This window comes from Kitasatospora sp. NPDC040550 (genome assembly GCF_055594965.1).
This window is the reverse complement of the sequence record NZ_JBVIWC010000011.1, coordinates 170,775-194,569: the sequence shown is the minus strand read 5'-3', so window position 1 is coordinate 194,569 and position 23,795 is coordinate 170,775. Positions and strand designations below refer to the sequence as shown.

Sequence of the window (23,795 nt, the reverse complement as noted above, 5' to 3'; positions counted from 1 at the left end):
GATGTGTCCCTCGGGAACTTATGGGCGGTCATCTGACGTCAAGAAGAGATGAACATCTGCCCCGGTCCCGTTCGGGTCGGGGCAGATACCGCCCGGTATCCGTCCCAAACGGGCAGTCCCGTTCACCGGTCCCGAAATGATCATCGAGCATTGTGTGCCAGAGTTGCCCAACCCGGCCCGATCGCCCGTACCCTACGGCCAGGCCGGGCTGCTGACGCGGACAGTGCAGAGCGGCCACGGCCGCGGGCGGCAGACGATCGATGAGCAAGTGGAGCACGGTGGGACCCAGGTGAACCGGACGATCATGCTGCCGGCCTCGCTCGACGAGGCCGTCGACGCGTTGGCCGCCGCCCCGGCCGCGGTACCGGTGGCCGGAGCCACCGACCTCATGGAAGCCGTCAACGCCGGACGGCTGCGCCCCGCCGCCCTGGTCGGCCTCGGCCGGATCACCGAACTGCGCGGCTGGCGCTACGAGGACGGCGGCACCGCGGTGCTCGGCGCCGGACTCACTCACGCCCGGATGGACCGCCCCGACTTCGCCGCCCTCATCCCCGCCCTCGCCGACGCCGCCCGCACCGCCGGCCCGCCGCAGGTCCGCAACGTCGGTACCCTCGGCGGCAACATCGTCACCGCCGCCCCGGCCGGCGACACCCTCCCGGTGCTCGCCGCCCTGGAGGCCACCGTCACCCTCGCCCGGGCCGGCGGCAGCCGCGAGGTGCCGGTCAGTCACCTGCTCACCGGACTCGACCCGGTGCGCCCCGGCGAACTGCTCACCTGGGTGCGGGTCCCGCTGCTGCACGCGCCGCAGGTCTTCCTCAAGGCCACCGGCCGCAGCGGCCCGGCCCGCGCCACCGCCTCCGTCGCACTCGTCCTCGACCCGGCCCGGCGCGCCGTGCGCTGCGCCGTCGGGGCCGTCGCCCCGGTGCCGCTGCGCCCGCTGGAGGCCGAGGCCTGGGTGGCCGGCTGCATCGACTGGGACGGCAGCCGGGAGATCGACCCGGCCGCGGGCGCCGCCTTCGGCGAGTACGTGGCCGCCGCCTGCGTCCCCGACAACTACGGTGCCGAGGGGGCCTGGGAGGCCGTGACCGAGGGGCCGACCGCGGCCGCCGTCCGGCTGCGGCGTACCGTATCGGTGCTGGCCCGACGGGCACTGGGAAGGGCGCTGAAGTGACCACAGACCCCATCGAGACCCTCGACGCCGACCCGCTCGGCCTCACTCCGCAGGTCAGCCGGGAGCTGCGCCCGTGCGCCTCCTACACGCTGCGGGTCAACGGTTTCGAACGGCCCGTCACCGACGCCTGGATCGGCGAGAGCCTGCTCTACGTGCTGCGCGAGCGGCTCGGCCTGGCCGGCGCCAAGGACGGCTGCGAGCAGGGCGAGTGCGGGGCCTGCTCGGTGCAGGTGGACGGCCAGCTGGTGGCCGGCTGCCTGGTGCCCGCCGCGCTGGCCGCCGACAGCGAGATCAACACCGTCGAGGGCCTCTCGGCCGGCGGCGGCGCGAGCGACGTCCAGCAGGCGCTGGCCGCCTCCGGCGCCGTGCAGTGCGGCTACTGCACCCCCGGCATGGCGATGGCCGTGCACGACCTGCTCCAGCGCAACCACCGGCCCACCGAGGTCGAGGCCCGGCAGGCGCTGTGCGGCAACCTGTGCCGCTGCACCGGCTACCGCGGGGTGCTGGCCGCCGTCCAGACCGTCGCGGACGCCCGCGCCCTGGAGGTCGAGGAGGCCGAGGAAGCCGCCGCCGCGGCCGCCGAGGGGAACACCGCCGCCCCGGCCGCGGAGACCGGCACCCGGGCCGCCGCCGTCGAGCCGGAGCCGGTCGTCGAACCGCCGGTCTACGCCGACTCCGAGGCCTGGATCGAGCACGTCCCGCAGCCGCCCGTCGAACCGGCCCCCGCCCCGGTGCCCGCCGAGGCCCAGGCCCCGCTGCCGGCCCAGGCCCCCGCCGAGCAGCCGTACGGCGACGGCGGCTACGACACCGGCGTGTACGACACCTCCGCGCTGACCGGGATGCAGCCCGGCATCCCCGCCCAGGCCGTCGGCGACCAGGTGTACTACCCGCAGGGCTACCCCGAGCAGCCCTACCAGGCCACCCCCGCGCACGGCACCTACGTGCCGGCCGGCTACCCGGACGGCCACCAGCAGCACACCGGCTACGACACCGGCTACGACGCCCCGGTCTACGAGCCCACCCCCGCGCACGGCACCCCGCTGCCCGACGCCCTCCACGACGGCACGCCCCCGCACGGCACCCCGTACGCGGACCCGCACGGCAGCCCGGCCGAGGCCGGCGTCCCGACCACCGGCGTCCCCTACGGCGCCACCCCCGCCCACGGCATCCGGCTCCCCGAGGACGACCACGCATCATGACGTCGCCTACCGACATCGGCGCAGCACTCCAGCAGGACGGCGGCGAGGGCGGCGCCGCACCGGAGCCCTTCGGCCTGGGCAGCTCCCCGCTGCGCAGCGACGCGCTGCCCAAGGCGCTCGGCATCTACCCGTACGCGGCCGACCTCTGGGCCGAGGGGCTGCTGTGGGGCGCGGTGCTGCGCTCGCCGCACCCGCACGCCCGGATCCGCGGCATCGACACCTCGGCCGCGCTCGCCCTGCCCGGGGTGCACGCCGTGGTCACCGCCGCCGACCTGCCGGCCGGCCCGGACGGCCTGCCGGACGGCGCCCCGGCCGGCCCGATCGTCTCCGACCGCCCGGTGCTGGCCGCCGGTGTGGTGCGCCACCACGGCGAGCCGATCGCCGCGGTCGCCGCCGACCACCCCGACACCGCCCGGCTGGCCGTCGGCCTGATCGCGGTCGACTACGAGCCGCTGGAAGCGGTCACCGACCCCGAGCAGGCCTTCACCGCGCCGGCGCTGCACCCGGACGGCAACCTGTTCCGTCACCTGCCGCTGCGCACCGGGGACCCGGACGCGGCCGGCGAGATCATCGTCGAGGGGCTCTACCAGGTCGGCCGGCAGGACCCGGCCCCGCTCGGCGCCGAGGCCGGGCTGGCCGTGCCGCGCCCGGACGGCGGCGTCGAGCTGCACCTGTCCTCCACCGACCCGCACGGCGACCGCGACCGCACCGCCGCCTGCCTGGGCCTGGAGCCGGACCGGGTCCGCCTGGTGGTCACCGGCGTGCCCGGCGCCACCACCGACCGCGAGGACCTCTCCTTCCAGGTCACCCTGGCGCTGCTGGCCCTGCGCACCGGCCGCCCGGTGAAGATGACCCTCACCCGCGAGGAGTCCTTCCACACCCACACCTCGCGCCACCCCGCGCTGCTGCGCTACCGCCACCACGCCGACGCCGACGGCACCCTGGTGAAGGTGGAGGCGCAGATCCTGCTGGACGGCGGCGCCTACGCCGACGTCTCCGCCGAGGCGCTGGCCGCCGCGACGGCCTTCTCGGTCGGCCCGTACGTCTGCCCGAACGTGTTCGTGGACGCCTGGGCGGTGCGCACCAACAACCCGCCGGCCGGGCGGATGCGCGGCGAGGGCGCGCTCCAGGCCTGCTTCGCGTACGAGTCCCAGCTGGACCAGCTGGCCGCCCGGGTGGGCGTGGACCCGGTGGAGATCCGCCGCCGCAACGCGATGTCCACCGGCGACCCGCTGCCCACCGGACAGGCCGTCACCTGCCCGGCCCCGGTGAAGGCGCTGCTGGACGCGGTGGCCGCCGAGCCGCTGCCGGCCCTGCCGGTGGACGACCCGGACGCCGAGTGGCTGCTGCCGGGCGGTCCCGGCGGGGCCGGGGACCCGGCCGCGGTGCGGCGCGGGATCGGCTACGCCGTCGGCATGGTGCACATGCTGGGCGCCGAGGGCGAGGACGAGGTCTCCACCGCCACCGTGCGGGTCAGCGGCGACCACGCCACGGTGATTTGCGCGGCCGTCGACGCCGGGCAGGGCTTCGCCACGCTGGCCCGGCAGATCGTGCAGACCGTGCTGGGCGTCAGCGAGGTCTACATCGCGCCGGCCGACAGCGACCAGTCGATCGCCGGGCCCTCCGCCCGGGGCCGGCACACCTGGGTCTCCGGCGGGGCGGTCGAGCGGGCCGCGCTGATGGTCCGCCACCAGCTGCTGCAGCCGATCGCGGCCGACTTCGGGATGTCGGTGGAGCTGCTGCAGATCGCCGACGGCAAGATCACCTCCTACGACGGGGTGCTGGGCATGCCGGTCGCGGAGGCGCTGGAGGGCAAGGAGCTCTGGGCCACCGCGCAGTGCCGCCCGCACCCGACCGAGCCGCTGGACGAGTCCGGGCACGGCGACGCCTTCGTCTCCATCTCCTTCTGCGCGATGCGCGCGGTGGTGGACGTGGACATCGAGCTGGGGGCCGTCCGGGTGGTCGAGATGACCGTCGCCCAGGACGTCGGCCGGGCGCTGAACCCGCGCCAGATCGAGGACCGGATCGAGGCGGGCGTGGCCCAGGGCGTGGGACTGGCGCTGATGGAGGACCTGCAGACCACGGGCGGGGTGATGACCAACCCCTCGCTCACCGGCTACCGGCTGCCGACCTCGCTGGACACCCCAGAGGTGCGGATCGCCGCACTGCTGGAGGAGCGGGACGTGGTCGCCACCTTCGGGGCCAAGGCGGTCAGCGCCGTGCCCGCGGTGGTCGCCCCCTCGGCGGTCGCCGCCGCCGTCCGGGCCGCCACCGGGCTGCCGGTGGGCCGGCTGCCGATCCGCCCGGAGGACGCCGTCACGGCCTGAGCCGGCGCCCTCGGCCGCCGCGCCCGGCGCGGCGGCCGTCGCACCCGCCGTCGCGGTGGCCGTCGGGCCGGGCCGATGCTTCGGGCCGGAAACGAAAACGGGAAATGCCGAATTGCCGGTCGACTTCCGGTCGACCGGCAATTCCGCTTTCGAGGCCGTGGCGGGAATTGAACCCGCGTACATCGCTTTGCAGACGATTCCCTGAGCCACTCGGGCACACGGCCAGTGAATTCAGGATGGCTCACCGGCCGAATGGGGTCAATGACGTTGTGTAAATTCTGTGTGGCAATGTGTGCTACGGTCGGAGCAGGTGGTTGATCACCCCGCCACCCCGGACGAGCGCGTCGTACCCGGTGACGACAAGACGGCGCAGTTCAGCGGCAATCCGGCCGCTGTGGACTGCGGAGGTACGGCCGTCATGGCTTGGCTCGTTCTGATCGTCTCGGGTCTCCTGGAGACCGTCTGGGCGGTGGCCCTGGAATCGTCCAAGGGCTTCTCCCGCCTCGTTCCCAGCCTCGTCTTCGGCGTCGCGCTGCTGTTCAGCATGGGCGGGCTGGCGTACGCGATGCGCACCATCCCGATCGGCACCGGCTACGCGGTCTGGGTCGGCATCGGCGCGGTCGGCACCGCGCTCTACGGCATGGCCGTCCTCGGCGACGCGGTGACCATGGCCCGGATCGGCTGCCTGCTGCTGATCGTCTGCGGCGTGGTGGGGCTCAAGGTGCTGCACTGACGCCCGCCCCCGGGGCCGGTCCTAAGCCCTGCGACGGATCCGACCAGGGACTCCGGTCAGGAGTCAAGGACGCGGACGGCTCTTACGATGTTACGTATGACCACTGCCTCCCCCACCTCGGTCGACTCCCCCTCGATACCCTCCGGAGCTGACCCCGGGGGCGGGGTGATGAGCGGACGCTTCCGGGCCCTGACGCTCGGGATCGTGTCGGTGGTGCTGGTGATCGCCTTCGAGGCGACCGCCGTCAACACCGCGATGCCGACCGCGGCCCGGCAGCTGGACGGCCTGGGGCTGTACGCCTTCGCCTTCTCCGGCTACTTCACCACCACGCTGTTCGCCCTGGTCGTCTCCGGCCAGTGGTGCGACCGGCGCGGCCCGCTCCAGCCGCTGTTCACCGGCATCGCGGTGTTCGGCGCGGGCCTGGTGGTGGCCGGGACGGCGCCGGGCATGTGGGTGTTCGTGGCCGGGCGGGCGATCCAGGGGCTGGGCGGCGGGCTGGTGATCGTCGCGCTGTACGTGGTGGTCGGCCGGGCCTATCCGGAGCGGCTGCGGCCGGCCGTGTTCGCCGCCTTCTCCTCGGCCTGGGTGCTGCCCTCGATCGTCGGGCCGCTGGTCTCCGGGGCCGTCACCCAGCACCTCGGCTGGCGCTGGGTGTTCCTGGCCGTGCCGGTGCTGATCCTGCTGCCGCTGGCCGTCATGGGCCCGGCGCTGCGCCGCTCCGAGCGCGAGCACCCGGTGCCCAAGGGCGCCGACTTCGACCGCCGCCGCACCCTGCTGGCCGCGATGGCGGCGGTCGGCGCCGGCCTGCTGCAGTACGCCGGCCAGCGCCGGGACCTGGTCGGGCTGCTCCCCGGCGTCGCCGGAGCGGCGCTGCTGGCCCCGGCCGTGCTGGGGCTGCTGCCGAAGCGGACCGTGCGGGCCGGGCGCGGGCTGCCGACGGTGATCCTGCTGCGCGGGCTGGCGGCGGGGGCGTTCCTCGGGGCCGAGGCCTTCGTCCCGCTGATGATGACCACCCAGCGCGACCTCTCGCCGACCCTGTCCGGGCTCACCCTGACCAGCGGCGGGCTGACCTGGGCGCTGGGCTCCTGGCTGCAGGGCCGCCCGGGGGCCGAGCGGTACCGCGAGGCGATGATCCGGGGCGGCTTCGTGCTGACGGCGGTGGCGATCGCGGCCGCCGCGCTGGTGCTGGTCCCGGCGGTGCCGGCCTGGGTGGCCTCGGTGGCCTGGGGCGTCGGCGGCATCGGGATGGGGCTGACGGTCGCGAGCGTCAGCGTGCTGATGATGAAGCTCTCCGCGCCCGAGGACGCCGGGGCCAACTCGGCCGCGCTCCAGATGAGCGACGCGCTGGGCAACGTGCTGCTGACCGGTCTGGCCGGGGTGCTGTTCGCGGCGCTGGGCGGCGGGTCGCCGGCCGCGGCGCACGAAGGCGCCGGGGCCGACGGCTCGCCCGGCGCCTTCGCGGTGATCCTGCTGGTGATGGCCGCGGTGGCGGCGCTGGGGGCGCTGCTCGCCGGGCGGGTGCGGGTCCGGGCCTGACCGGCGGTCAGGACGCGGTGGCGGTGGCGGTGGGGGAGGCGGGCGGCGGCGCGGCCGGGGTGCCGAGGAAGGCCTCCCAGCCGCCGGCCGGGGACTGGCCCGGGCCGAGGCCCTGGAGCTTGCGCAGCACCGCCGGGTCCTGGGCGTCCAGCCAGTCCACCAGCTGGCGGAAGGAGACCAGCCGGACCTCGGGCTTGCCCGCGATCGACTTGAGCACGTCCTCGACGGCGTTCATGTAGATGCCGCCGTTCCACTCCTCGAAGTGGTTGCCGATGATGTACGGCGCCCGGTTGCTGTTGTAGGTGCGGTCGAAGCCCATCAGGTAGGAGTCCCGGGCCTGGGCCTGGAAGCCCGGGTAGAGCGCCGGGTCGGCCTTGGTGTTGGGGCCGCACTGGTTGAACATGATGTTGTAGTCCATCGACAGCACCTGGAAGGTGTGCCCGGGGAAGGGGATGGCCTGCAGCGGGAGGTCCCACAGCGCGCCGCCCTGGATCTTCTGCGGCCAGACCTGGGTGCCGTTGCCGCTGCTGTCGTAGCGCCAGCCGCGCTTGACGGCGGTGGGCAGCAGGTTGCGCTGGCCCTCCAGGCAGGGGGTGCGGCTGCCGATCAGCTCCTTGCGGTAGTCGAAGGGCAGGGCCGGCAGGTCGGTGAAGCCGGTGTTGGTGCGCCAGCTCGTCACGAACTCCATCGCCTGCTGGATCTCGCTCTCCCACTCCTCCGGGGACCACGCGCCGACGCCGGTGGGGCCGCAGAAGTGCCCGTTGAAGTGGGTGCCGATCTCGTGGCCCTCCAGCCAGGCGGCGTGCACGTTCTCCAGGGTGTCGTGGATGTGCTGGTCGCTCAGGTAGCCGATCTCGGAGGCGCCGACCTTGTGCTGCGGCGGGCGGTACAGGTCCTTCTTGGACTCCGGCAGGAGGTAGAGCCCGCTGAGGAAGAAGGTCATCGACGCGTTGTGCTCCTGGGCCAGCCGGCGGAAGCGCGCGAACAGCCCGTTGTCGAGCTCGCCGGCGCCGTCCCAGGAGAAGACCACGAACTGCGGGGGCCGCTGGCCGGGCTGGAGTCGGTCCGGGACGGGCTGGTGCGGCTGGGGGCCGGTGTCCGAGGTGGAACCGTCGCCGAGCAGGACGGCCTGCGGCTTCTGCGGGACCGCGGCCGGGGTGGCGCTCTGCCCCTCGGACGCCGGGGTGGCCGGGGCCGCGCCGCCGGCCGCGTGCTCCCCGCCCCCGCCGGCCCGGTCGCTGCCGCAGCCCGCCGCCAGGGTGGCGGCGGTGGCCGCTCCGGCGGCCAGCAGGGTTCGGCGGGAGAGCGCGTCCATGGTCACTCCGTTCGTGAGGTGTTCGACGGGCGGGCGGAGTCCGGCAGGCGTGCGGGGTGGGTGCGGCGCGTGGAGGTCCGGTCGGCCCGGAGGGGGGTGGAGCCCGTGACCGGGTCAGGATGGCATGTGGGCCAGAACGGTCGTAGAGGCGCAGCGAACGGTCGCGATCGATCGCCCGATTGACGCAACCGAAACGGCGGGCCGAAACGTCGAAGGTGTTCGTACGGGTGGGGGTGCCACCCCCGGACGCGGGAGCGGAATGTCACGTTCCGTGGCCGCTCACCCACTCCGTGCAGGTCCGGAGCCGCCATCCCTGCCGATCGGCGGGTGCGGATAGGGCCGTCGTGGGGACGTGCCTCAGGGTCCGATCCGATTGAATGAGTTCCCAGCAAACTCTCAGGAATGGGATCCGGGCCGGCAGAAGGGAGCACCCGTGGGCGTCCAGCAGAGCAGGAGCCCCTGGCCGGGCACCCTGGCGGCCGGCGCCGCCCTGGTGCTCGGGGCCTGGCTGCTGCACGACGGCGGCTCGCCCGTGCTGCCGCCCGCGCCGAGCGGACAGACGCTGTCGGGCTTCGCCCCGGTCTCCGTCGTCCCCCCGCTCGGCCCGTCCGCCCCGACCCGGATCCGCATCCCGGCGGTCCGCCTGGACGCCCCCGTCACCGAGCTGGGACTGGACCCCGACGGGCACCTCCAGGCCCCGCCCGCGGCCGACCGCAACCTCGCGGGCTGGTACCGCGGCGGCGCGAGCCCCGGCCAGCGCGGCACCGCCATCCTGGCGGGCCACGTCGACAACAAGGCCGGACCGGCCGTCTTCTACCACCTGGGAGCACTCCACCGGGGCGACCGGATCGAGATCGCCCGCGCCGACGGCGCCACCGCCGTCTACCAGCTGTACGCCATCGAAGTGCACGACCGAAAGGACTTCCCGGACGACCGGGTGTACCGCCAGGCCGCCGACGCTCAGCTGCGGGTGATCACCTGCGGCGGCGCGTACAGCGAGGAACACGGCTACGAGGGAAACGTCGTCGCCTACGGATTCCTGGCCGACACCACACCGCCGGGCAAAGCCGCATGACCACGCTCACCCTCGCCAGCCGCTGGAACCCGATCGACTGGCCGCTCACCCACGGCCCCATCCCGCACGCCGTCCTGCTGGCCGGCTGGGCCGCGCTGGCCCTGCTGGCGCTCTCCCGGCACCCGCGGTGGCGCGCCCCGCGCATGCTCGGCGCCCTGGCGCTCGGCGCCGTGCTGACCGTCCTGGTGAAGATCGTCGTCGACGACTGGTGGCACCCGTTCCCCGAGGGCACCCCGGACTTCGTGCTGCGCTGGACAGCCGTCGCCCTGTTCGGCACAGCCCTGCTCTGCTTCCGCGCGTCGCTGTTGACCGTGCGCCGCCGATGCTTCGCGGTCGGCCTCGTGGTCCTGGTGGTGCTGATGGCCGCCTCGCAGATCAACCGGGGCTTCGACCAGTACCCGACCGCCCGGGCCATGCTGGCCCCGCACACCGACGAACTGGCCGCCGGAAAGGTGGCCGCCACCGTGCAGGGCGTGTCCGACCGCCCGCTCGCCGAGGTCTGGCACGCGCCGCCCGGCCTGCCGGCCAAGGGCACCCTCTCCACCGTGACCGTCCCCGGTACCGCGTCGGGCTTCTCCGCGCGCCCCGGGTACGTCTACCTGCCGCCCGCCTACCGGGCCACCCCCCGGCCGCTGCTGCCCGTGGTCGTCCTGCTGGCCGGCCAGCCCGGCGGGCCCGAGGACTGGGTGAACTCCGGTGCCGTCCGGCAGACCCTGGACGCCTTCGCCGGCCAGCACCAGGGCCTCGCGCCGATCGTGCTGGTCGTCGACCAGACCGGCGGCAACTTCGCCAATCCGCTCTGCATGGACTCCCGGATCGCCAAGTCGCAGACCTACCTGGCGGTCGACGTCCCGAACTGGATCCACCACAACCTGCAGACCGCCACCGGCCGCAGCGCCCTCGCCATCGGCGGGCTCTCGCTGGGCGGGACCTGCGCGCTGCAACTGGCCGTCAACGCGCCCGAGGTATACGGGACCTTCCTGGACATCTCCGGACAGGAGGAGCCGACCTTGGGGAGCCACCAGGAGACCGTGGACAAGGCCTTCGACGGCGACGAGGCGGCCTTCGCCGCCGTCGACCCGGTGCACGTGATGGCCCGCAAGAAGTTTCCCGACACCGCCGCCATGATCGTGGTCGGCGCCGACGACCCGTGGTTCCGGCCGGGCCAGGAGAAGATCCACGTGGCCGCGCAGGAGGCCGGGATGAAGGTCGGCTACCAGACCATCCCCGGCGGGCACAGCTGGGTGGTGTTCCGAAAGGCCCTGGAGCAGAACCTGCCCTGGCTCGCCCAACAGACGGGACTGGTCCGGTGACCCGACTGCTCGCGGCGCCGACCGCACCGCCGTCGGCCGCATCGGACGCCCACCTTGCCCCGGTCACCCCGACGCCGGAGGTCGGGCCGCAGCGGATCCGCCGGGCCGTCCGGGTGCTCGGCGACCGGCTGCGCTCGGCGCCGCTGACCCTGGCGCTGCTGGCCGGGTTCTGGGCCCTCGGCGCGGCGACCGGCAGCCTGTCCGGCGGGCCGTCCGGGCGGCTGCTCGCCCGGGTCGGCGTCGGCCTGCCCACCCTCGGCGAGGGCCGCTGGTGGACGCCGGTCAGCTCGCTCCTCTTCTCCACGGGCATCGGCTCGTACGTCTTCACCAGCCTGCTGCTGCTCCTGGTCGGCCCGGCCGCCGAGCGCCGGTTCGGCCGGCCGCGCACCCTCGCGCTGCTGGTCGGCGGGCAGGTGGCCGGCACCCTGCTGGGCACCGGGCTGGTCGCGTTCGGCTCCTCGGCGGGGGAGCAGTGGACCGCCTCGGTGGCCGACCAGACCTCGGTCGGGCCCGCCGTCGGCCTGTTCGCCGTGGCCGGGGTGCTCGGCTACCGGCTCACCGTGCTCTGGCGCCGCCGGCTGCACCTGCTGGTGCTGCTCGTCCCGCTGGTCATGACCCTGTACGTGGGGCACCTGCAGAGCGTCCAGCGGTGCGCCGGCGCGCTGTTCGGCCTCGGCCTGGGCGCCCTGCTCAGCCGCGGCCGGCCGTACCTGCGCACCCACCGCTCCTCGCACGGCGAGACCCGGGTGCTGGTCGCGCTCTGCCTGGTCGCCGCCGCGTGCGGGCCGCTGATCGCCTCGCTGTACGACAACGCCAGCGGGCCGTTCAACACCTTCTCCGAGCTGTACCTCTCGCACCGGCTCGGCCCCGAGGAGGTGGCCGACTTCTGCGCCGCCTCGGCGCACGACTGCGCCCGGGCGCACGCCGTCGAGCGGATCTTCGACACCCCCGCCCGGCTGATGGCCGCGCTCTTCCCGGCTCTGCTGCTGGTGCTCGCCGAGGGGCTGCGCCGGGGGCTGCGGTTCGCCTGGCGGATCAGCGTCGTCACCGAGGTGCTCTGGGCCGCGCTGCTGGCCTGGCTGTACTTCGAGGCCGGGCCGGTGAGCGGGGACGCGGTGCAGTACTTCGTCGAGGCGATGCTGCTGCCGCTGCTGACCACCGTCCTGCTGCTGGCCACCCGGCAGCGGTTCCGGCTGCGGCTGGCCGGCCGGGCGGTGCGCCGCCTGGCCGCCGTGGTCGGCGGGGCCGCGCTGGTGGCGGCCGCCGCGTACGTGGGCCTCGGCCGGCTGGTGGCCGGGCAGTTCGAGCCGGGTGCGGGCGTGCGCGGGCTGGTGAACGGGCTGCCCGCCCAGTTCCTGCCGCCCGCGTACAACGACCTGCTGCCGGACTACCCGATAGCGGTCGGCCCGATGGCGCTGTTCCTGGAGACGTACTGCGGGCCGGCGTTCTGGGTGGTCGCGCTGCTCGCGCTGCTGTCGGCGTTCCGCCGTCCGGTGCTGCGCACCGACACGGCGGCGGCCGCCAGGGCCCGGGCGCTGCTCGCCGAGCACGGCGGCGGGACGCTCTCCTTCATCACCACCTGGGAGGGCAACCACTACTGGTTCGACGAGCGGGGCCGCGCGGCCGTCGCCTACCGGGTGGTCGGCACCGTGGCGCTGACCACCGGCGACCCGTTCGGCGCCCCGGAGGAGCGGGCCCGGGCGGTGGCCGGATTCGCCCGCTACTGCGACGCCCGCGGCTGGACGCCGTGCTTCTACAGCGTCTGCGCCGAGACCAGGGCGGCGGCCGCGCAGCTGGGCTGGCGCTCGGTGCAGGTCGCCGAGGACACCGTGGTGCCGCTGCCCGAGCTGGCCTTCACCGGCCGCAAGTGGCAGGACATCCGCACCGCCCTGAACAAGGCCGGCAAGCAGGGCATCACCGCGGAGTGGTGGACCTACCAGGACGCGCCGCTCGCGCTGCGCGACCAGATCCGGGCCATCTCCGAGGAGTGGGTCTCCGAGAAGGGCCTGCCCGAGATGGGCTTCACGCTCGGCGGCCTGGAGGAACTGGACGACCCGGACGTGCGGGTGCTGATCGCGGTGGACCAGGACCGGGTGGTGCACGGGCTCACCAGCTGGATGCCGGTGTACGAGGACGGCGTGCCGGTCGGCTGGACGCTCGACTTCATGCGGCGGCGCTCGGACGGCTTCCGCGGCGTGAACGAGTTCCTGATCGCCTCGGCCGCGCTCGGCTTCAAGGGCGAGGGCGCCCGCTTCCTCTCGCTGTCGGGGGCACCGCTGGCCCGCGCCCGGCAGGACGAGGAGCCCGCCGGCCTGCAGCGGATGCTGGACTGGATGGGCCGGGTGCTGGAGCCGGTGTACGGCTTCCGCTCGCTGCTGGCGTTCAAGGCGAAGTTCCAGCCGGAGTACCGGCCGATGTACATGGCGTACCCCGACCCGGCCGCGCTGCCCGGCATCACCAGGGCGATCGGCAAGGCCTACCTGCCGCACCTCACGGCGGCGCAGGGGGTCCGGCTGATGCGCAAGCTGTCCGGCTGAACCGTCCGCCCCCGAAGGCGGGCGGGCGAGCAGCAGTCAGCCGAGCAGCTGGGCGAGGGCGCGGTCGGCGTCCAGGTGCAGGTGCTCCTCGCCCTCGGGGACGAGCAGGCGGCTGCGCCACAGGAACCGGCGCAGGTCCCCGGTGTCGAACCGGAGCAGTGCGGTGCCCTCCGGGGCCCGCAGCTCGACCATGGTGCGCCGGCCGAGGGTGGGGCGGACGTGCACGTCGCCGACGCCGGCCGGCAGCTCCAGGCCGGCCGAGAGCAGCTGGCGGGCGAACACCCAGACGATGTCCTCGCCGGCCGGCTCGTCCGCGGGCCCGTCCAGCGAGAACTCGGCCGGGAAGGCCATCCGGACCGCGTACGGGTCCTCCGGCAGGTACGACAGGACCACGCGCAGCCGGGCGGAACGCTGCGGGGAGAGGATCAGACGGGCCTGGACGGTCTCTTCGACGGCGGAGTACAAGGGGTGGGTCCCTTCGTTCGGTGCGGGCCGCCCGACGGCAGGTGGGGTTGGGGCGGCCTCACCCTGGTGAGAGTGCCGGGGACGGTGGGGATTACCCGGTTCCACGGGTGAATCGACGTGACCTGTGTCACATCGATTTCCGGCCGCCCGGGCCCGGCGCGGAGCCCGGGCTGGAGGCCCGAACGGCGCCGGGCCGGTACGCTGGGCGGGTTGTCCGATCGCCGCCCGACCGCGGGCCGAGGCCGCAAAACCGCCTCTGACCTGCGATGATCCCCCCTCGGAGACCGTGAGTACTGCCGCCGCCTCCTCGATGCCGCTGTTCTCCGACGCACCGGAGCAGCAGGAGCCCGCCCGGGCCGCCGGCCACGCCGCGCCCGCCGCCTCGCACCACCTCTCCCCGGCCTTCCCCGGTCGCGCCCCCTGGGGCACCGCGGGCAAGCTGCGGGCCTGGCAGCAGGGTGCGCTGGACAAGTACATCGAGACCCAGCCGCGGGACTTCCTCGCGGTCGCCACCCCGGGCGCCGGCAAGACGACCTTCGCCCTCACTCTGGCCTCGTACCTGCTGCACAACCACCTGGTGCAGCAGGTGACCGTCGTCGCCCCGACCGAGCACCTGAAGAAGCAGTGGGCCGAGGCCGCCGCGCGGATAGGCATCCGGCTGGACCCGGCGTACTCCTCCGGCCCGCTCTCCCGGGACTACCACGGCATCGTGGTCACCTACGCGGGCGTCGGGGTCAACCCGATGCTGCACCGGAACCGGACCGAGGCCCGCAAGACCCTCGTGATCATGGACGAGATCCACCACGCCGGTGACTCCAAGTCCTGGGGCGAGGCCTGCTTCGAGGCCTTCGAGCCGGCCACCCGCCGACTGGCGCTGACCGGGACGCCGTTCCGCTCGGACACCAACCCGATCCCCTTCGTGGCCTACGACGCGGGCAGCGACGGCATCCGCAAGTCCATCGCCGACTACACCTACGGCTACGGGCACGCGCTCGCCGACCACGTCGTCCGCCCGGTGATCTTCCTCAGCTACAGCGGCAACATGCGCTGGCGCACCAAGTCCGGCGACGAGCTGGAGGCCCGGCTCGGCGAACCGATGACCAAGGACCTGATCGCCCAGGCCTGGCGCACCGCGCTGTCCCCGCAGGGCGAGTGGATCCCCTCCGTCCTCCAGGCCGCCGACCGCCGGCTCACCGAGGTCCGCAAGGCGATCCCGGACGCCGGCGGACTGGTGATCGCCACCGACCAGAACGTGGCCCGCGCCTACGCCAAGATGCTGCGCGAGATCAGCGGCGAGAAGGTCACCCTGGTCCTCTCCGACGAGGCCGAGGCCTCCAAGCGGATCTCCGACTACGCGGAGGGGACCTCGCGCTGGATGGTCGCGGTCCGCATGGTGTCCGAGGGCGTCGACGTGCCCCGGCTGTGCGTCGGGGTCTACGCCACCTCGATCTCCACCCCGCTGTTCTTCGCCCAGGCCGTCGGCCGCTTCGTGCGCGCCCGCAAGCGCGGCGAGACCGCTTCGGTGTTCCTGCCGACCATCCCGATGCTGCTGGGCTTCGCCAACGAGATGGAGCTCCAGCGCGACCACGTGCTGGACCGGCCGAAGAAGGAGGGCGACGGCCTCTTCGACGAGGAGGACCGGCTGCTCGCCGAGGCCGAGCGCGCCAACGACGGGCCTGACGGCGCGGGCGGCGAGGAGTTCTCCTACGAGGCGCTGGGCTCCGAGGCGGTTTTCGACCGGGTGCTCTACAACGCCATGGAGTTCGGCATGCAGGCCCACCCGGGGAGCGAGGAGGAGGAGGACTACCTCGGCATCCCGGGCCTGCTGGAGCCGGACCAGGTGCAGATGCTGCTCCAGAAGCGCCAGCACCGGCAGATCCAGCGCAGCAAGACCAAGCCCGCCGAGGAGGCCGACCTGCTGGAGCTCCCGGCCGAGCAGCGGCCGGTGGTCACCCACCAGGAGCTGCGCGAGCTGCGCAAGGAGCTGAACGCGCTGGTCGCCGCCTGGCACCACCGCACCAACCAGCCGCACGGCACTGTCCACAACGAGCTGCGCCGCCAGTGCGGTGGGCCGCTGACCGCGCAGGCCACCGCCAACCAGTTGAAGGCGCGGATCGCCAAGATCCGGGAGTGGGCGAAGTAACGGTCCGGCAGGCGGATCCGGGCCGCCAGGGCAGTTCCAGGGCCCGGACCGCCGCGCCCCGGGGTGTCCGGACATCGGACCGGGGTCGAACTGACGCCCTGGTCGGGCCGGTGGATCGGCAGGTTTTGTCCCGATTCCCCGGTGGTGGCGATGCCGATCACGACCGAATTTTGGACAACCACTTCCGCCGCGGGAATTCCTTCACTACCTTTCCCCCACGCTCTTCCACCGGGCAACCCCCGCGGGACGGGCTCCGCAGGACCGTGCGGTCGTCAAGGACGACGCCGCACGGCCCGAGCGCGGCCACCCCCACCTGCGTGCGACACCGACCTTCTGGCCCGGCGCCGCACGCCCCGCGAGCGCCGCGGAAAGGACTGCCCGTCGTGACAGCAGAGACCTCCCAGACGTTGGACCGCGGCGTCCGCGTCCTCAAGCTCCTCGCCGACTCCGAGCGCGGGCTCACCGTCACCGAGCTGGCCGCCCGGCTCGCCGTCAACCGCACCGTGGTCTACCGGCTCCTCGCCACCCTGGAGCAGCACGGCCTGGTCCGCCGCGACATCGGCGGCCGCGCCCGGGTCGGCCTCGGCGTGCTGCGGCTGGCCCACCGGGTGCACCCGCTGCTGCGCGAGGCCGCGCTGCCCGCCCTGCGCAGCCTCGCCGAGGACCTCGGCGCCACCGCCCACCTGACCCTGGTGGACGGCAACGAGGCCCTGGCCGTCGCCGTCGTCGAGCCCAGCTGGACCGACTTCCACGTCGCCTACCGCACCGGCCTGCGCCACCCGCTCGGCGAGAGCGCGGCCGGCCGGGCGATCCTGGAGGCCCGCACCTTCCCCAGCCAGCGCCGGCCCGAACAGGGTTTCGTCATCACCCGTGCGGAGGAGCAGTCCGGGGCCAGCGGGGCCGCCGCCGCGCTGCTCGGGCTGAGCGGCATCGAGGGCAGCGTCGGCGTGGTGATGCTCAACGGGCTGGTGCCCGAGCGGGTCGGCCCCCGGGTGGTGGAGGCGGCCACCGAGGTGGCCGACGCCCTGAGGTAGCGCTCGCGGGGGGTGTCCGGTGTGTTTGGATTCCCCTTGTGTCCGACACCAAGCTGCCCAAGGCCCTTCCGTCCCCGCGGACCCGCTCGCTCGCGCTCTGCGGGGTCCTGGTCGCCGCGCTGTTCGGCGTGGCGGCGTTCGTCCCGCTGCCGTACACGATCACCTGGCCGGGCCTGACCGCGGACACCCTCGGCAGCTACCAGGACCGGCCGGTGCTCACCATCACCGGGGCGCCGCTGCGCAGCACCGAGGGCGAGCTGCGGATGGTCACCATCTCGGCCACCAACCCGGGGCAGAAGACCACGTTCTGGCGGGGGCTGCGCGCCTGGTTCGACCCGAAGGAGGCCGTCCGGCCGACCGAGACGGTGTACCCGCAGAGCAACCCGGCCAAGGCGGAGCAGGTGACGGCCCAGCAGATGGCCGAGTCCCAGGACAGCGCCACCGCGGCCGCGCTCGGCTACCTCCACCTCTCGCCGGCCCAGGTGAAGGTCAAGGTCGACCTGGGCGACGTGGGCGGCCCCAGCGCCGGACAGATGCTGGCGCTGGGCATCGTCGACAAGCTCGCCGGCGACGGCAAGGGCGGCGACCTCACCGGCGGGCTCAGGATCGCGGGCACCGGCACCATCGCGGACGACGGCACCGTCGGCCCGGTCGGCGGCGTCCCGTTGAAGACCCAGGCGGCGGCCCGGGACGGCGCCACGGTGTTCCTGCTGCCCAAGGAGGAGTGCACGGACGCCAAGGTGAACACCCCCACGACGCTGCGGCTGGTGCCGGTGGGCACGCTCGCCGAGTCGGTGCAGGCGCTGGAGGCGTTGAAGAGCGGCGGCAGCGTTCCCAGCTGCTGAGCGGGCCCCGGACTACTCGGCGGCCGCCTGGTCCACCAGCGGCAGGATCCGGTAGGGCACCGGGTTCTCCAGCACGATCGCGGTGGAGGAGCGGACGATCCCGTCGAAGCCCACCACCCGGTCGATCACCCGCTGGAGGTCCGCGTTGGAGCGGGCCACGATCCGCACCAGCATGTCCCCGATCCCGGTGATCGTGTGCAGCTCCAGCACCTCCGGCACCCGCGCCAGGTGCGCCCGCACGTCCGCGCCCTGGCCCTGGGAGATCTCCAGGGTGGCGAAGGCCGTCACCGGGTAGCCGATCGCGGCCGGGTCCACCTCCGGGCCGAACCCGCTGATCACCCCCTTGGCCTGCAAGCGGTCCAGCCGGGCCTGCACGGTGCCCCGGGCGACCTGGAGCCGGCGCGAGCACTCCAGTACGCCGATCCGGGGCTCCTCGGCGAGCAGCCGGATCAGCCGGCCGTCCAGGGCGTCGATGGTGTCGTTGCCGCCGCCGGCGGCCGGGGCCGCGGGGGCGCCCTGGGGGGCGGCCGGGTCGGGGGAGCCCGGAGCGCTCGGGGAGTGGGCGGGGGGCATCGCGGCTCGGTCCTCCGGTGGGCATTCTGTACAGCGGTGCCGCCGATTCTCCCGCTCCGGGGCGCAGCTTGACCAGGAGGAAACGGAACAGTTGCGCGCCGGTCGGCCCGGCGCCACCCTCCAGCCACGATCCCGTGCTCCGGGCCCCACCCCGGGCGCCGGGTGGTCCGTACGCCTACCGGGAGGGCCGTCATGACCGACACCGCCGCCGAATCCGTCCTGCTCGCCGCGGGCCCGGCCGGGGGACCGGAGGACCTCGGGCCGCTGCCGCCCGGCCGCGCCGACGCGGTGGTGTTCGTGGTCGGCGACGCCGAGCGGGCGGCCCGCCGCTACCTGGCGGCGCTCGGGCTGCGCTGTACCGCGTACGCCGGGCCGGGGACCGGCGACCCGGAGGCGGTCTCCTACGTGCTGGCCGGGCCCGGGACGCGGATCGTGCTCACCTCGCCGGTGCAGGTGATCGGCCCGCGCGGCCGGGAGCTGGCGGCGCACCTGGAGCGCTACGGGGACGGGGTGCTGGACCTCGCGGTCGGCGTGCCGGACGTCCCCTACGCGTACGACTACGCCGTGGACCGGGGCGCGCTGTCGCTGGCCGAACCGTACGAGGTGCGGGACCGGTACGGCTCGGTGGTGCTGGCCACCATCGCGGTGCCGGGCGGCTCCCGGCACACCCTGGTCGACCGGTCGGGGTACGCGGGGCCGTACCTGCCGGGGTACGAGGTCTTCGCGGGGTGGTGACGGGGGCGGTCGCGGGGCGGTGTCCGGGCCGGCGGGTGCGGGGACCTGTGCCGCGGCGGGTCAGCGGACCGCCGTCTCCACGACCGGCGGGTGGCCGTTCCAGTAGACGAAGACCGAATTGGCCTGGTTGTCCTTGGTGAAGTCCACCCGCATCCACTGGTCGCCGTTCCAGACCTGCATCTGCCAGCCCGGGTCCGGGGTGGCAGAGACCAGTGAGGCCCGGTCGGCGCGGATGTCCAGGGCGACCCGGCCGCCGGGGACCGGGTAGCTCTTCACCGCCGACGTCGGGGTGGTGGCGGTGGGCACGGGCTTCCTGGCCGGCGGGGCGGCCGCGGTGGTGACCGGGGAGTGCGCGGTGGTGGCGGCCGCGCTCGCGGTCGGGGAGGCCGTCGGGGACGGTGTGTCGCCGGTCGGCGTCCGGCCGGGGTCGGCGCTCGCTCCGTACGGCGTGCTCCCGGCCTTCGGGGAGGGCAGCGGCAGTGCGGTGGGCCGTTCGAACGCGGCTCCGCTGAGCACGGCGTGCACGCCGAGCCAGGACAGCGCCACCGCCGCCCCGGTGGCCGCCGCCCAGGCGCAGAGCTGTACCAGTCCGTTCCGCATCGTCCGCACATCCTGCCGTATTTCCGCGCAGGTGGTGATGGGTACCCCCGGTGTTCGGCAGGGGAGTTGCACAAGCTCCGGAGGCCGTGCCGAGCCACCCCCGAGGTACAGACCACTGCCCGCCGATGGCGTACCGTGCAGGGCCATGGCAACAGTGCTCGTGGTCGAGGACGACCCCTTCGTACGTTCCGCGCTCATCCGCCACCTGACCGACACCGGTCACGCGGTCCGCAGTGTGGGCACGGCCCTGGAGGCGCTGCGGGAGGTCGCCCAGGTCGGCTGCGACCTGGTGATCCTGGACCTGGGCCTGCCCGACCTGGACGGCAGCGAGGCGCTCAAGATGATCCGGGGACTGACCAACGTCCCGGTGATCATCTCGACCGCGCGGGACGACGAGGCCGAGATCGTCCGACTGCTCAACGACGGCGCCGACGACTACCTGGTGAAACCTTTCTCCGGGGAACACCTGAGCGCCCGGATGGCCGCCGTGCTGCGCCGACTCGGCGGCGGCGCCGCCCCCGTCGCCCAGGTGCTGCGGGTCGGCGGACTGGCCATCGACCTCCAGCGGCGCGAGGCCGTCCTGGACGGGCGGCTGCTCGACCTGACCCGGCGAGAGTTCGACCTGCTGGCCTTCCTGGCCGCCCGGCCCGGGGTGGTCGTGCCGCGCAAGGAGATCCTCGCCGAGGTCTGGCAGCAGACCTACGGCGGCGACCAGACCATCGACGTCCACCTCTCCTGGCTGCGCCGCAAGCTCGGCGAGACCGCCTCCAACCCCCGCTACCTGCACACCGTCCGGGGCGTCGGGGTCCGGCTGGAGGCCGCCACCGCGGGCACTGCGGACCCCGCGGGCCCCGCGGAGCACCGGACATGAAGCGGTTCACCCACTCGCTGCGCTGGGCCCTGATCAAGGCCGCCGTGGCCGGGACCACCATGGTCGCGCTGGCCTTCCTCATCCCGCTCGGCCTGATGGTCCAACAGACCGCCCGGGACCGGGCGTTCACCGCCGCCGAGCGGCAGGCCGCGGCGCTCGGGCCGGCCCTGGCGATCACCACCGACCAGGACGCCATCAACCGCGCGCTGGCCAGTACCGACGCCGGGGGCCAAGGCCGGATGGCGGTGCACCTGCCGGTGCCCGCCGGGGTGCCGGCCGTCGGGGACTCCGCGGCGCCGGGCGGCCCGACCATCGGGGAGGGGCGCGCCGCCGCGCCGGACGTGGCCACGGCCGGCAGCCAGGGCCGGGCCTTCACCGTCGCGGTGCCCGGCGGCTACGCGCTGCTCCAGCCGGTCGCGGTGGACACCGGGCGGACCGCCGTGGTCGAGGTGTTCGTCGCCGAGAGCGACCTCACCCGGGGCGTCTCCACCGCCTGGCTGGTGCTCTCCGCCGTCGCGCTCGGCCTGGTCGCCCTCTCGGTGCTGGTCGCCGACCGGATGGGCGGCCGGATCGTGGCCTCCGCCCGCCGACTCGCCGCCGCCGCCCGCTCGTTGGGCGCCGGGGACCTCGCGGTGCGCGTCCCGGTGACGGGCAAGCAGGTCGACGGCAGCCCCGAGGAACTCCGCGAGGCCGCCCACGCGTTCAACGCCATGGCCGACCGGGTGGTCCAACTCCTGGCCGCCGAGCGCGAGTTGGCCGCCGACCTGTCGCACCGGCTGCGCACCCCGCTGACCGTGCTGCGGCTCAACGCCGCCTCCCTCGGCGACGGCGACGCGGCCGACGCCACCCGGCACGCGGTGGCCCAACTGGAGCGCGAGGTCGACCAGATCATCCGCTCCGCCCGCCGCGCCCCCGAGGACGCGCCCGCTGTCGCGGTCGGCTGCGACGCCGCCGAGGTGATCCGCGAACGGGTCGGCTTCTGGTCCGCGCTGGCCGAGGACGAGGGCCGCCGCTGGCAACTGGCCGGCGCCGAACGCGCCGCACCCGTCCCCGTCCAGCGCGGCGACCTGGCCGCCGCCGTCGACGCCCTGCTCGGCAACGTCTTCCGGCACACCGCCGTCGGCACCGCCTTCTCGGTGGACGTCCTGGCCACCGACTCCTCGGTGATCGTGCTGGTCGGCGACGCCGGCCCCGGCTACAGCGACCCGGCCGCCGCCCTCAAGCGCGGCGAGGGCCACGGCGGCGAGGGCTCCACCGGCCTCGGGCTGGACATCGTCCGCAAGCTCGCCGAATCCACCGGCGGGGACCTGGCACTCGGCCGCTCCGCCGTGCTCGGCGGCGCGGAGACCAGGCTGCGGCTGCGCACCCGCCCGACGGAGGCCCCGACCACCCGGGCCGGCCGGCGGCGGACCAGGGGTGCGCTGTTCCCGAAGTGACGGCGGGTGGGGCGGGAGGGTCGTACGGGCCGCGCCCCGTGGTCGTGGTCTGCCGCTCGGCGGGCCTCTTCCTTAACTGCGGCCTAAGGGAGCTTCACCCCTCGCTCAGCCCACGGCTTCCGGCCCCCGGGCACGGCTAGCGTCGGTCGCGCCGGTCACCCGACCGAGCCGGGCCGGCCGCCCGGGACGTCCCCGCGCACCCCGTGCACCCCGCGCGGGCCGTCCGGACGGCGGCCGACCGCAGGCACCCGCGAACGGTGCCGACCGCAGGCACCCGCGGAGGTAACGCGCATGACCACCCGACCCACCCGCCGTTCCGGCCACCGCAGGCGCAGCCGCAAGGGGACGATCATCGGGGCCTCGGCGGTCGCCGCCGCCCTGGTCGCGGGCGGGACCGTGCTGCTCGCCTCCTCGGCCAGCGCCGCCCCGCTCGGCGCCGTGTACAGCCGGACCAGCAGCTGGGACGCCGGCTACACCGGCCAGTACCTGGTCACCAACCCGGCCGCCGACCCGATCGAGGACTGGACGCTCAGCTTCGACCTGCCGGCCGGCGCGAAGATCGACTCGCTCTGGAACGCCACCTTCACCGCCGCCGGGCAGCACGTCACCGTCAGGCCGGAGGCCTGGAGCAAGCGGCTGGACCCGGGGAAGAGCGTGGTGGTCGGCTTCGTCGTCCAGGGCGCCGGAGCGGCGCAGGCCGAGCCCGGGAACTGCCTGATCGACAACGCCTCCTGCACGGCCGGCGAGGGCCCCGCGCCCACCCCCTCCGGGCGTCCGACCGCCACCCCCACGGCCTCGCCCACCCCCACAGCCTCGCCCACCGCGACCGCCTCGGCCACGGCCACCGGGAAGCCGACCCCGACTCCGACCGCCACCGCGAAGCCGACTCCCACCGCCACCCCGACCGCCACCCCCACGGCGACCGGTGTGCCCGTACCCCCGGCCGGCGCCGGGGGCGGCTTCGCCCCGTACGTCGACACCTCGCTCTACCCGCCCTACGACCTGGTCGCCACCGCCAAGGCCGCCGGGGTGAAGCAGTTCACCCTCGCCTTCGTGGTCTCCGGTGGCGGCTGCGTACCCAAGTGGGGCGGGGTCAGCGACCTGTCCGCCGACGCGGTGGCCGCCCAGATCGGGGCCCTGCGCGCGATCGGCGGCGACGTCCGGGTCTCCTTCGGCGGCGCCAACGGCAGCGAGCTGGCCCTCGCCTGCGGCTCCACCGCCGACCTGGCCGCCGCGTACCGCACGGTGATCGACGCGTACGGCGTGACCCGGCTCGACTTCGACGTCGAGGGCGGCGCGATCGCCGACACCGCCGCCAACACCCGGCGGGCCCAGGCCGTCGCCCAGCTCCAGCGCGAGGCCGCCGCGAAGGGCAGGCCGCTCGACGTCTCCTTCACCCTGCCCGCGCTGCCCTCGGGCCTGACCCAGGACGGCGTCGACCTGGTCGCCGGTGCCAAGGCCGGCGGCGTCTCGATCGGTGCCGTCAACATCATGGCCATGGACTTCGGCGACGGCGTCGCCCCCAACCCGCAGGGGCGGATGGGCACGTACGCGATCGCCGCGGCCACCGCCACCCAGGCCCAGGTCAAGAGCGTGCTCGGGCTGGACGACGCGGCCGCCTGGCGGAAGGTCGCGGTCACCCCGATGATCGGCGTCAACGACGTCGCCAGCGAGGTCTTCACGGTGGCCGACGCCGAGCAGCTGGCCGAGTTCGCGGCCGGCAAGCACCTCGCCTGGCTGGCCATGTGGTCCGGCACCCGGGACAAGGCCTGCGCCGGCGGCGCCAAGGCCGCCGCGGACGCCAGTTGCAGCAGCATCGTCCAGCAGCCGCTGGACTTCACCCGGGCCCTCGGCCGCTACACCGGCTGAGGCCCCGGCCGGGGCCCG

General features: G+C 74.6%; 19 protein-coding genes, 1 tRNA gene and 1 riboswitch. Of the genes, 15 read left to right on the top strand and 5 right to left on the bottom strand.

Annotated elements, in window-relative coordinates; genetic code table 11:
* Nucleotides 1–304: 304 nt before the first annotated feature.
* Genes ACZ58X_RS18645 through ACZ58X_RS18635 form a run of 3 tightly spaced genes read left to right on the top strand, consistent with a single transcriptional unit; the run spans nt 305 to nt 4,697 of the window.
* On the top strand, nt 305–1,171 hold the full coding sequence (locus tag ACZ58X_RS18645; protein WP_396242069.1) for an FAD binding domain-containing protein: 867 nt from the start codon (nt 305–307) through the stop codon (nt 1,169–1,171).
* Nucleotides 1,168–2,370, top strand: a complete 1,203-nt coding sequence (locus ACZ58X_RS18640; RefSeq protein ID WP_470334707.1) for a (2Fe-2S)-binding protein — start codon at nt 1,168–1,170, stop codon at nt 2,368–2,370. Before ACZ58X_RS18645 ends, ACZ58X_RS18640 begins: the two co-directional genes overlap by 4 nt.
* Nucleotides 2,367–4,697: a xanthine dehydrogenase family protein molybdopterin-binding subunit gene (locus ACZ58X_RS18635; protein WP_470334706.1), complete on the top strand. Its 2,331-nt coding sequence runs from the start codon at nt 2,367–2,369 to the stop codon at nt 4,695–4,697. The genes ACZ58X_RS18640 and ACZ58X_RS18635 overlap by 4 nt, the downstream gene beginning before the upstream one ends.
* Before the next feature lie 152 nt (nt 4,698–4,849).
* Here ACZ58X_RS18635 and ACZ58X_RS18630 read toward each other — a convergent pair.
* Nucleotides 4,850–4,921: transfer RNA gene (locus ACZ58X_RS18630), tRNA-Cys, on the bottom strand.
* 83 nt (nt 4,922–5,004) lie between these two features.
* Nucleotides 5,005–5,071: riboswitch (guanidine-III (ykkC-III) riboswitch) on the top strand.
* A gap of 44 nt (nt 5,072–5,115) precedes the next feature.
* On the opposite strand from ACZ58X_RS18630, the gene ACZ58X_RS18625 reads away from it, so the two are divergent.
* The gene (locus ACZ58X_RS18625; protein ID WP_470334705.1) at nt 5,116–5,430 is read left to right on the top strand and encodes a DMT family transporter; all 315 of its coding nucleotides are present in this window, start codon (nt 5,116–5,118) and stop codon (nt 5,428–5,430) included.
* Between the two features lie 96 nt (nt 5,431–5,526).
* Complete coding sequence (locus tag ACZ58X_RS18620) at nt 5,527–6,966, top strand: MFS transporter (RefSeq protein WP_470334704.1); 1,440 nt, start codon at nt 5,527–5,529, stop codon at nt 6,964–6,966.
* A 7-nt stretch (nt 6,967–6,973) separates the two neighbouring features.
* Here ACZ58X_RS18620 and ACZ58X_RS18615 read toward each other — a convergent pair whose 3' ends face one another.
* Nucleotides 6,974–8,281, bottom strand: coding sequence for a polysaccharide deacetylase family protein (locus ACZ58X_RS18615; RefSeq protein WP_470334703.1), 1,308 nt, complete (start codon nt 8,279–8,281; stop codon nt 6,974–6,976).
* A 433-nt stretch (nt 8,282–8,714) separates the two neighbouring features.
* On the opposite strand from ACZ58X_RS18615, the gene ACZ58X_RS18610 reads away from it, so the two are divergent.
* From ACZ58X_RS18610 to ACZ58X_RS18600, 3 genes are read left to right on the top strand one after another with little or no spacing between them, the layout of a single operon-like run.
* Nucleotides 8,715–9,356: a class F sortase gene (locus ACZ58X_RS18610; protein WP_470334702.1), complete on the top strand. Its 642-nt coding sequence runs from the start codon at nt 8,715–8,717 to the stop codon at nt 9,354–9,356.
* Entirely contained in the window at nt 9,353–10,669 is a 1,317-nt protein-coding gene (locus ACZ58X_RS18605) for an alpha/beta hydrolase (RefSeq protein ID WP_470334701.1), read from the top strand. The genes ACZ58X_RS18610 and ACZ58X_RS18605 overlap by 4 nt, the downstream gene beginning before the upstream one ends.
* Nucleotides 10,666–13,206 carry a rhomboid family intramembrane serine protease gene (locus ACZ58X_RS18600; RefSeq protein ID WP_470334700.1) on the top strand — a complete coding sequence of 847 codons (2,541 nt, stop codon included), beginning with the start codon at nt 10,666–10,668 and terminating at the stop codon, nt 13,204–13,206. The genes ACZ58X_RS18605 and ACZ58X_RS18600 overlap by 4 nt, the downstream gene beginning before the upstream one ends.
* A gap of 36 nt (nt 13,207–13,242) precedes the next feature.
* On the opposite strand, the gene ACZ58X_RS18595 is transcribed toward ACZ58X_RS18600, so the two are convergent.
* Complete coding sequence (locus ACZ58X_RS18595) at nt 13,243–13,671, bottom strand: SsgA family sporulation/cell division regulator (RefSeq protein WP_470334699.1); 429 nt, start codon at nt 13,669–13,671, stop codon at nt 13,243–13,245.
* 310 nt (nt 13,672–13,981) lie between these two features.
* On the opposite strand from ACZ58X_RS18595, the gene ACZ58X_RS18590 reads away from it, so the two are divergent.
* The 3 genes from ACZ58X_RS18590 to ACZ58X_RS18580 all read left to right on the top strand — a co-directional run bounded on the left by ACZ58X_RS18590 (nt 13,982) and on the right by ACZ58X_RS18580 (nt 17,693).
* Nucleotides 13,982–15,814 (top strand): DEAD/DEAH box helicase, encoded by a 1,833-nt coding sequence (locus tag ACZ58X_RS18590; protein WP_470334747.1) that lies wholly within the window; start codon nt 13,982–13,984, stop codon nt 15,812–15,814.
* Between the two features lie 383 nt (nt 15,815–16,197).
* The gene (locus tag ACZ58X_RS18585; RefSeq protein ID WP_030308168.1) at nt 16,198–16,848 is read left to right on the top strand and encodes an IclR family transcriptional regulator; all 651 of its coding nucleotides are present in this window, start codon (nt 16,198–16,200) and stop codon (nt 16,846–16,848) included.
* 38 nt (nt 16,849–16,886) lie between these two features.
* Complete coding sequence (locus ACZ58X_RS18580) at nt 16,887–17,693, top strand: S16 family serine protease (protein ID WP_470334698.1); 807 nt, start codon at nt 16,887–16,889, stop codon at nt 17,691–17,693.
* A gap of 12 nt (nt 17,694–17,705) precedes the next feature.
* On the opposite strand, the gene ACZ58X_RS18575 is transcribed toward ACZ58X_RS18580, so the two are convergent.
* Nucleotides 17,706–18,266 (bottom strand): Lrp/AsnC family transcriptional regulator, encoded by a 561-nt coding sequence (locus ACZ58X_RS18575; RefSeq protein WP_470334697.1) that lies wholly within the window; start codon nt 18,264–18,266, stop codon nt 17,706–17,708.
* Between the two features lie 192 nt (nt 18,267–18,458).
* Between ACZ58X_RS18575 and ACZ58X_RS18570 the strand changes: the two genes are divergently transcribed.
* The gene (locus ACZ58X_RS18570; protein ID WP_470334696.1) at nt 18,459–19,001 is read left to right on the top strand and encodes a VOC family protein; all 543 of its coding nucleotides are present in this window, start codon (nt 18,459–18,461) and stop codon (nt 18,999–19,001) included.
* 60 nt (nt 19,002–19,061) lie between these two features.
* On the opposite strand, the gene ACZ58X_RS18565 is transcribed toward ACZ58X_RS18570, so the two are convergent.
* Nucleotides 19,062–19,601 (bottom strand): hypothetical protein, encoded by a 540-nt coding sequence (locus ACZ58X_RS18565; RefSeq protein ID WP_470334695.1) that lies wholly within the window; start codon nt 19,599–19,601, stop codon nt 19,062–19,064.
* A gap of 145 nt (nt 19,602–19,746) precedes the next feature.
* Between ACZ58X_RS18565 and ACZ58X_RS18560 the strand changes: the two genes are divergently transcribed.
* The 3 genes from ACZ58X_RS18560 (at nt 19,747) to ACZ58X_RS18550 (ending at nt 23,777) form a co-directional block, all read left to right on the top strand.
* The gene (locus ACZ58X_RS18560; RefSeq protein ID WP_470334694.1) at nt 19,747–20,472 is read left to right on the top strand and encodes a response regulator transcription factor; all 726 of its coding nucleotides are present in this window, start codon (nt 19,747–19,749) and stop codon (nt 20,470–20,472) included.
* Nucleotides 20,473–20,489: 17 nt separating this feature from the next.
* The gene (locus ACZ58X_RS18555) at nt 20,490–21,908 is read left to right on the top strand and encodes a sensor histidine kinase (protein ID WP_470334746.1); all 1,419 of its coding nucleotides are present in this window, start codon (nt 20,490–20,492) and stop codon (nt 21,906–21,908) included.
* Nucleotides 21,909–22,199: 291 nt separating this feature from the next.
* Complete coding sequence (locus tag ACZ58X_RS18550) at nt 22,200–23,777, top strand: glycoside hydrolase family 18 protein (protein ID WP_470334693.1); 1,578 nt, start codon at nt 22,200–22,202, stop codon at nt 23,775–23,777.
* Nucleotides 23,778–23,795 lie beyond the last annotated feature (18 nt).

What these genes read in the sequence shown, in the direction of transcription:
- ACZ58X_RS18645 (WP_396242069.1), top strand. Translation starts at nt 305, where the DNA reads ATGCTGCCGGCCTCGCTCGACGAGGCCGTCGACGCGTTGGCCGCCGCC.
- ACZ58X_RS18635 (WP_470334706.1), top strand. Translation starts at nt 2,367, where the DNA reads ATGACGTCGCCTACCGACATCGGCGCAGCACTCCAGCAGGACGGCGGC.
- ACZ58X_RS18625 (WP_470334705.1), top strand. Translation starts at nt 5,116, where the DNA reads ATGGCTTGGCTCGTTCTGATCGTCTCGGGTCTCCTGGAGACCGTCTGG.
- ACZ58X_RS18620 (WP_470334704.1), top strand. Translation starts at nt 5,527, where the DNA reads ATGACCACTGCCTCCCCCACCTCGGTCGACTCCCCCTCGATACCCTCC.
- ACZ58X_RS18615 (WP_470334703.1), bottom strand. Translation starts at nt 8,281, where the DNA reads ATGGACGCGCTCTCCCGCCGAACCCTGCTGGCCGCCGGAGCGGCCACC.
- ACZ58X_RS18605 (WP_470334701.1), top strand. Translation starts at nt 9,353, where the DNA reads ATGACCACGCTCACCCTCGCCAGCCGCTGGAACCCGATCGACTGGCCG.
- ACZ58X_RS18590 (WP_470334747.1), top strand. Translation starts at nt 13,982, where the DNA reads ATGCCGCTGTTCTCCGACGCACCGGAGCAGCAGGAGCCCGCCCGGGCC.
- ACZ58X_RS18575 (WP_470334697.1), bottom strand. Translation starts at nt 18,266, where the DNA reads ATGCCCCCCGCCCACTCCCCGAGCGCTCCGGGCTCCCCCGACCCGGCC.
- ACZ58X_RS18570 (WP_470334696.1), top strand. Translation starts at nt 18,459, where the DNA reads ATGACCGACACCGCCGCCGAATCCGTCCTGCTCGCCGCGGGCCCGGCC.
- ACZ58X_RS18565 (WP_470334695.1), bottom strand. Translation starts at nt 19,601, where the DNA reads ATGCGGAACGGACTGGTACAGCTCTGCGCCTGGGCGGCGGCCACCGGG.
- ACZ58X_RS18560 (WP_470334694.1), top strand. Translation starts at nt 19,747, where the DNA reads ATGGCAACAGTGCTCGTGGTCGAGGACGACCCCTTCGTACGTTCCGCG.
- ACZ58X_RS18550 (WP_470334693.1), top strand. Translation starts at nt 22,200, where the DNA reads ATGACCACCCGACCCACCCGCCGTTCCGGCCACCGCAGGCGCAGCCGC.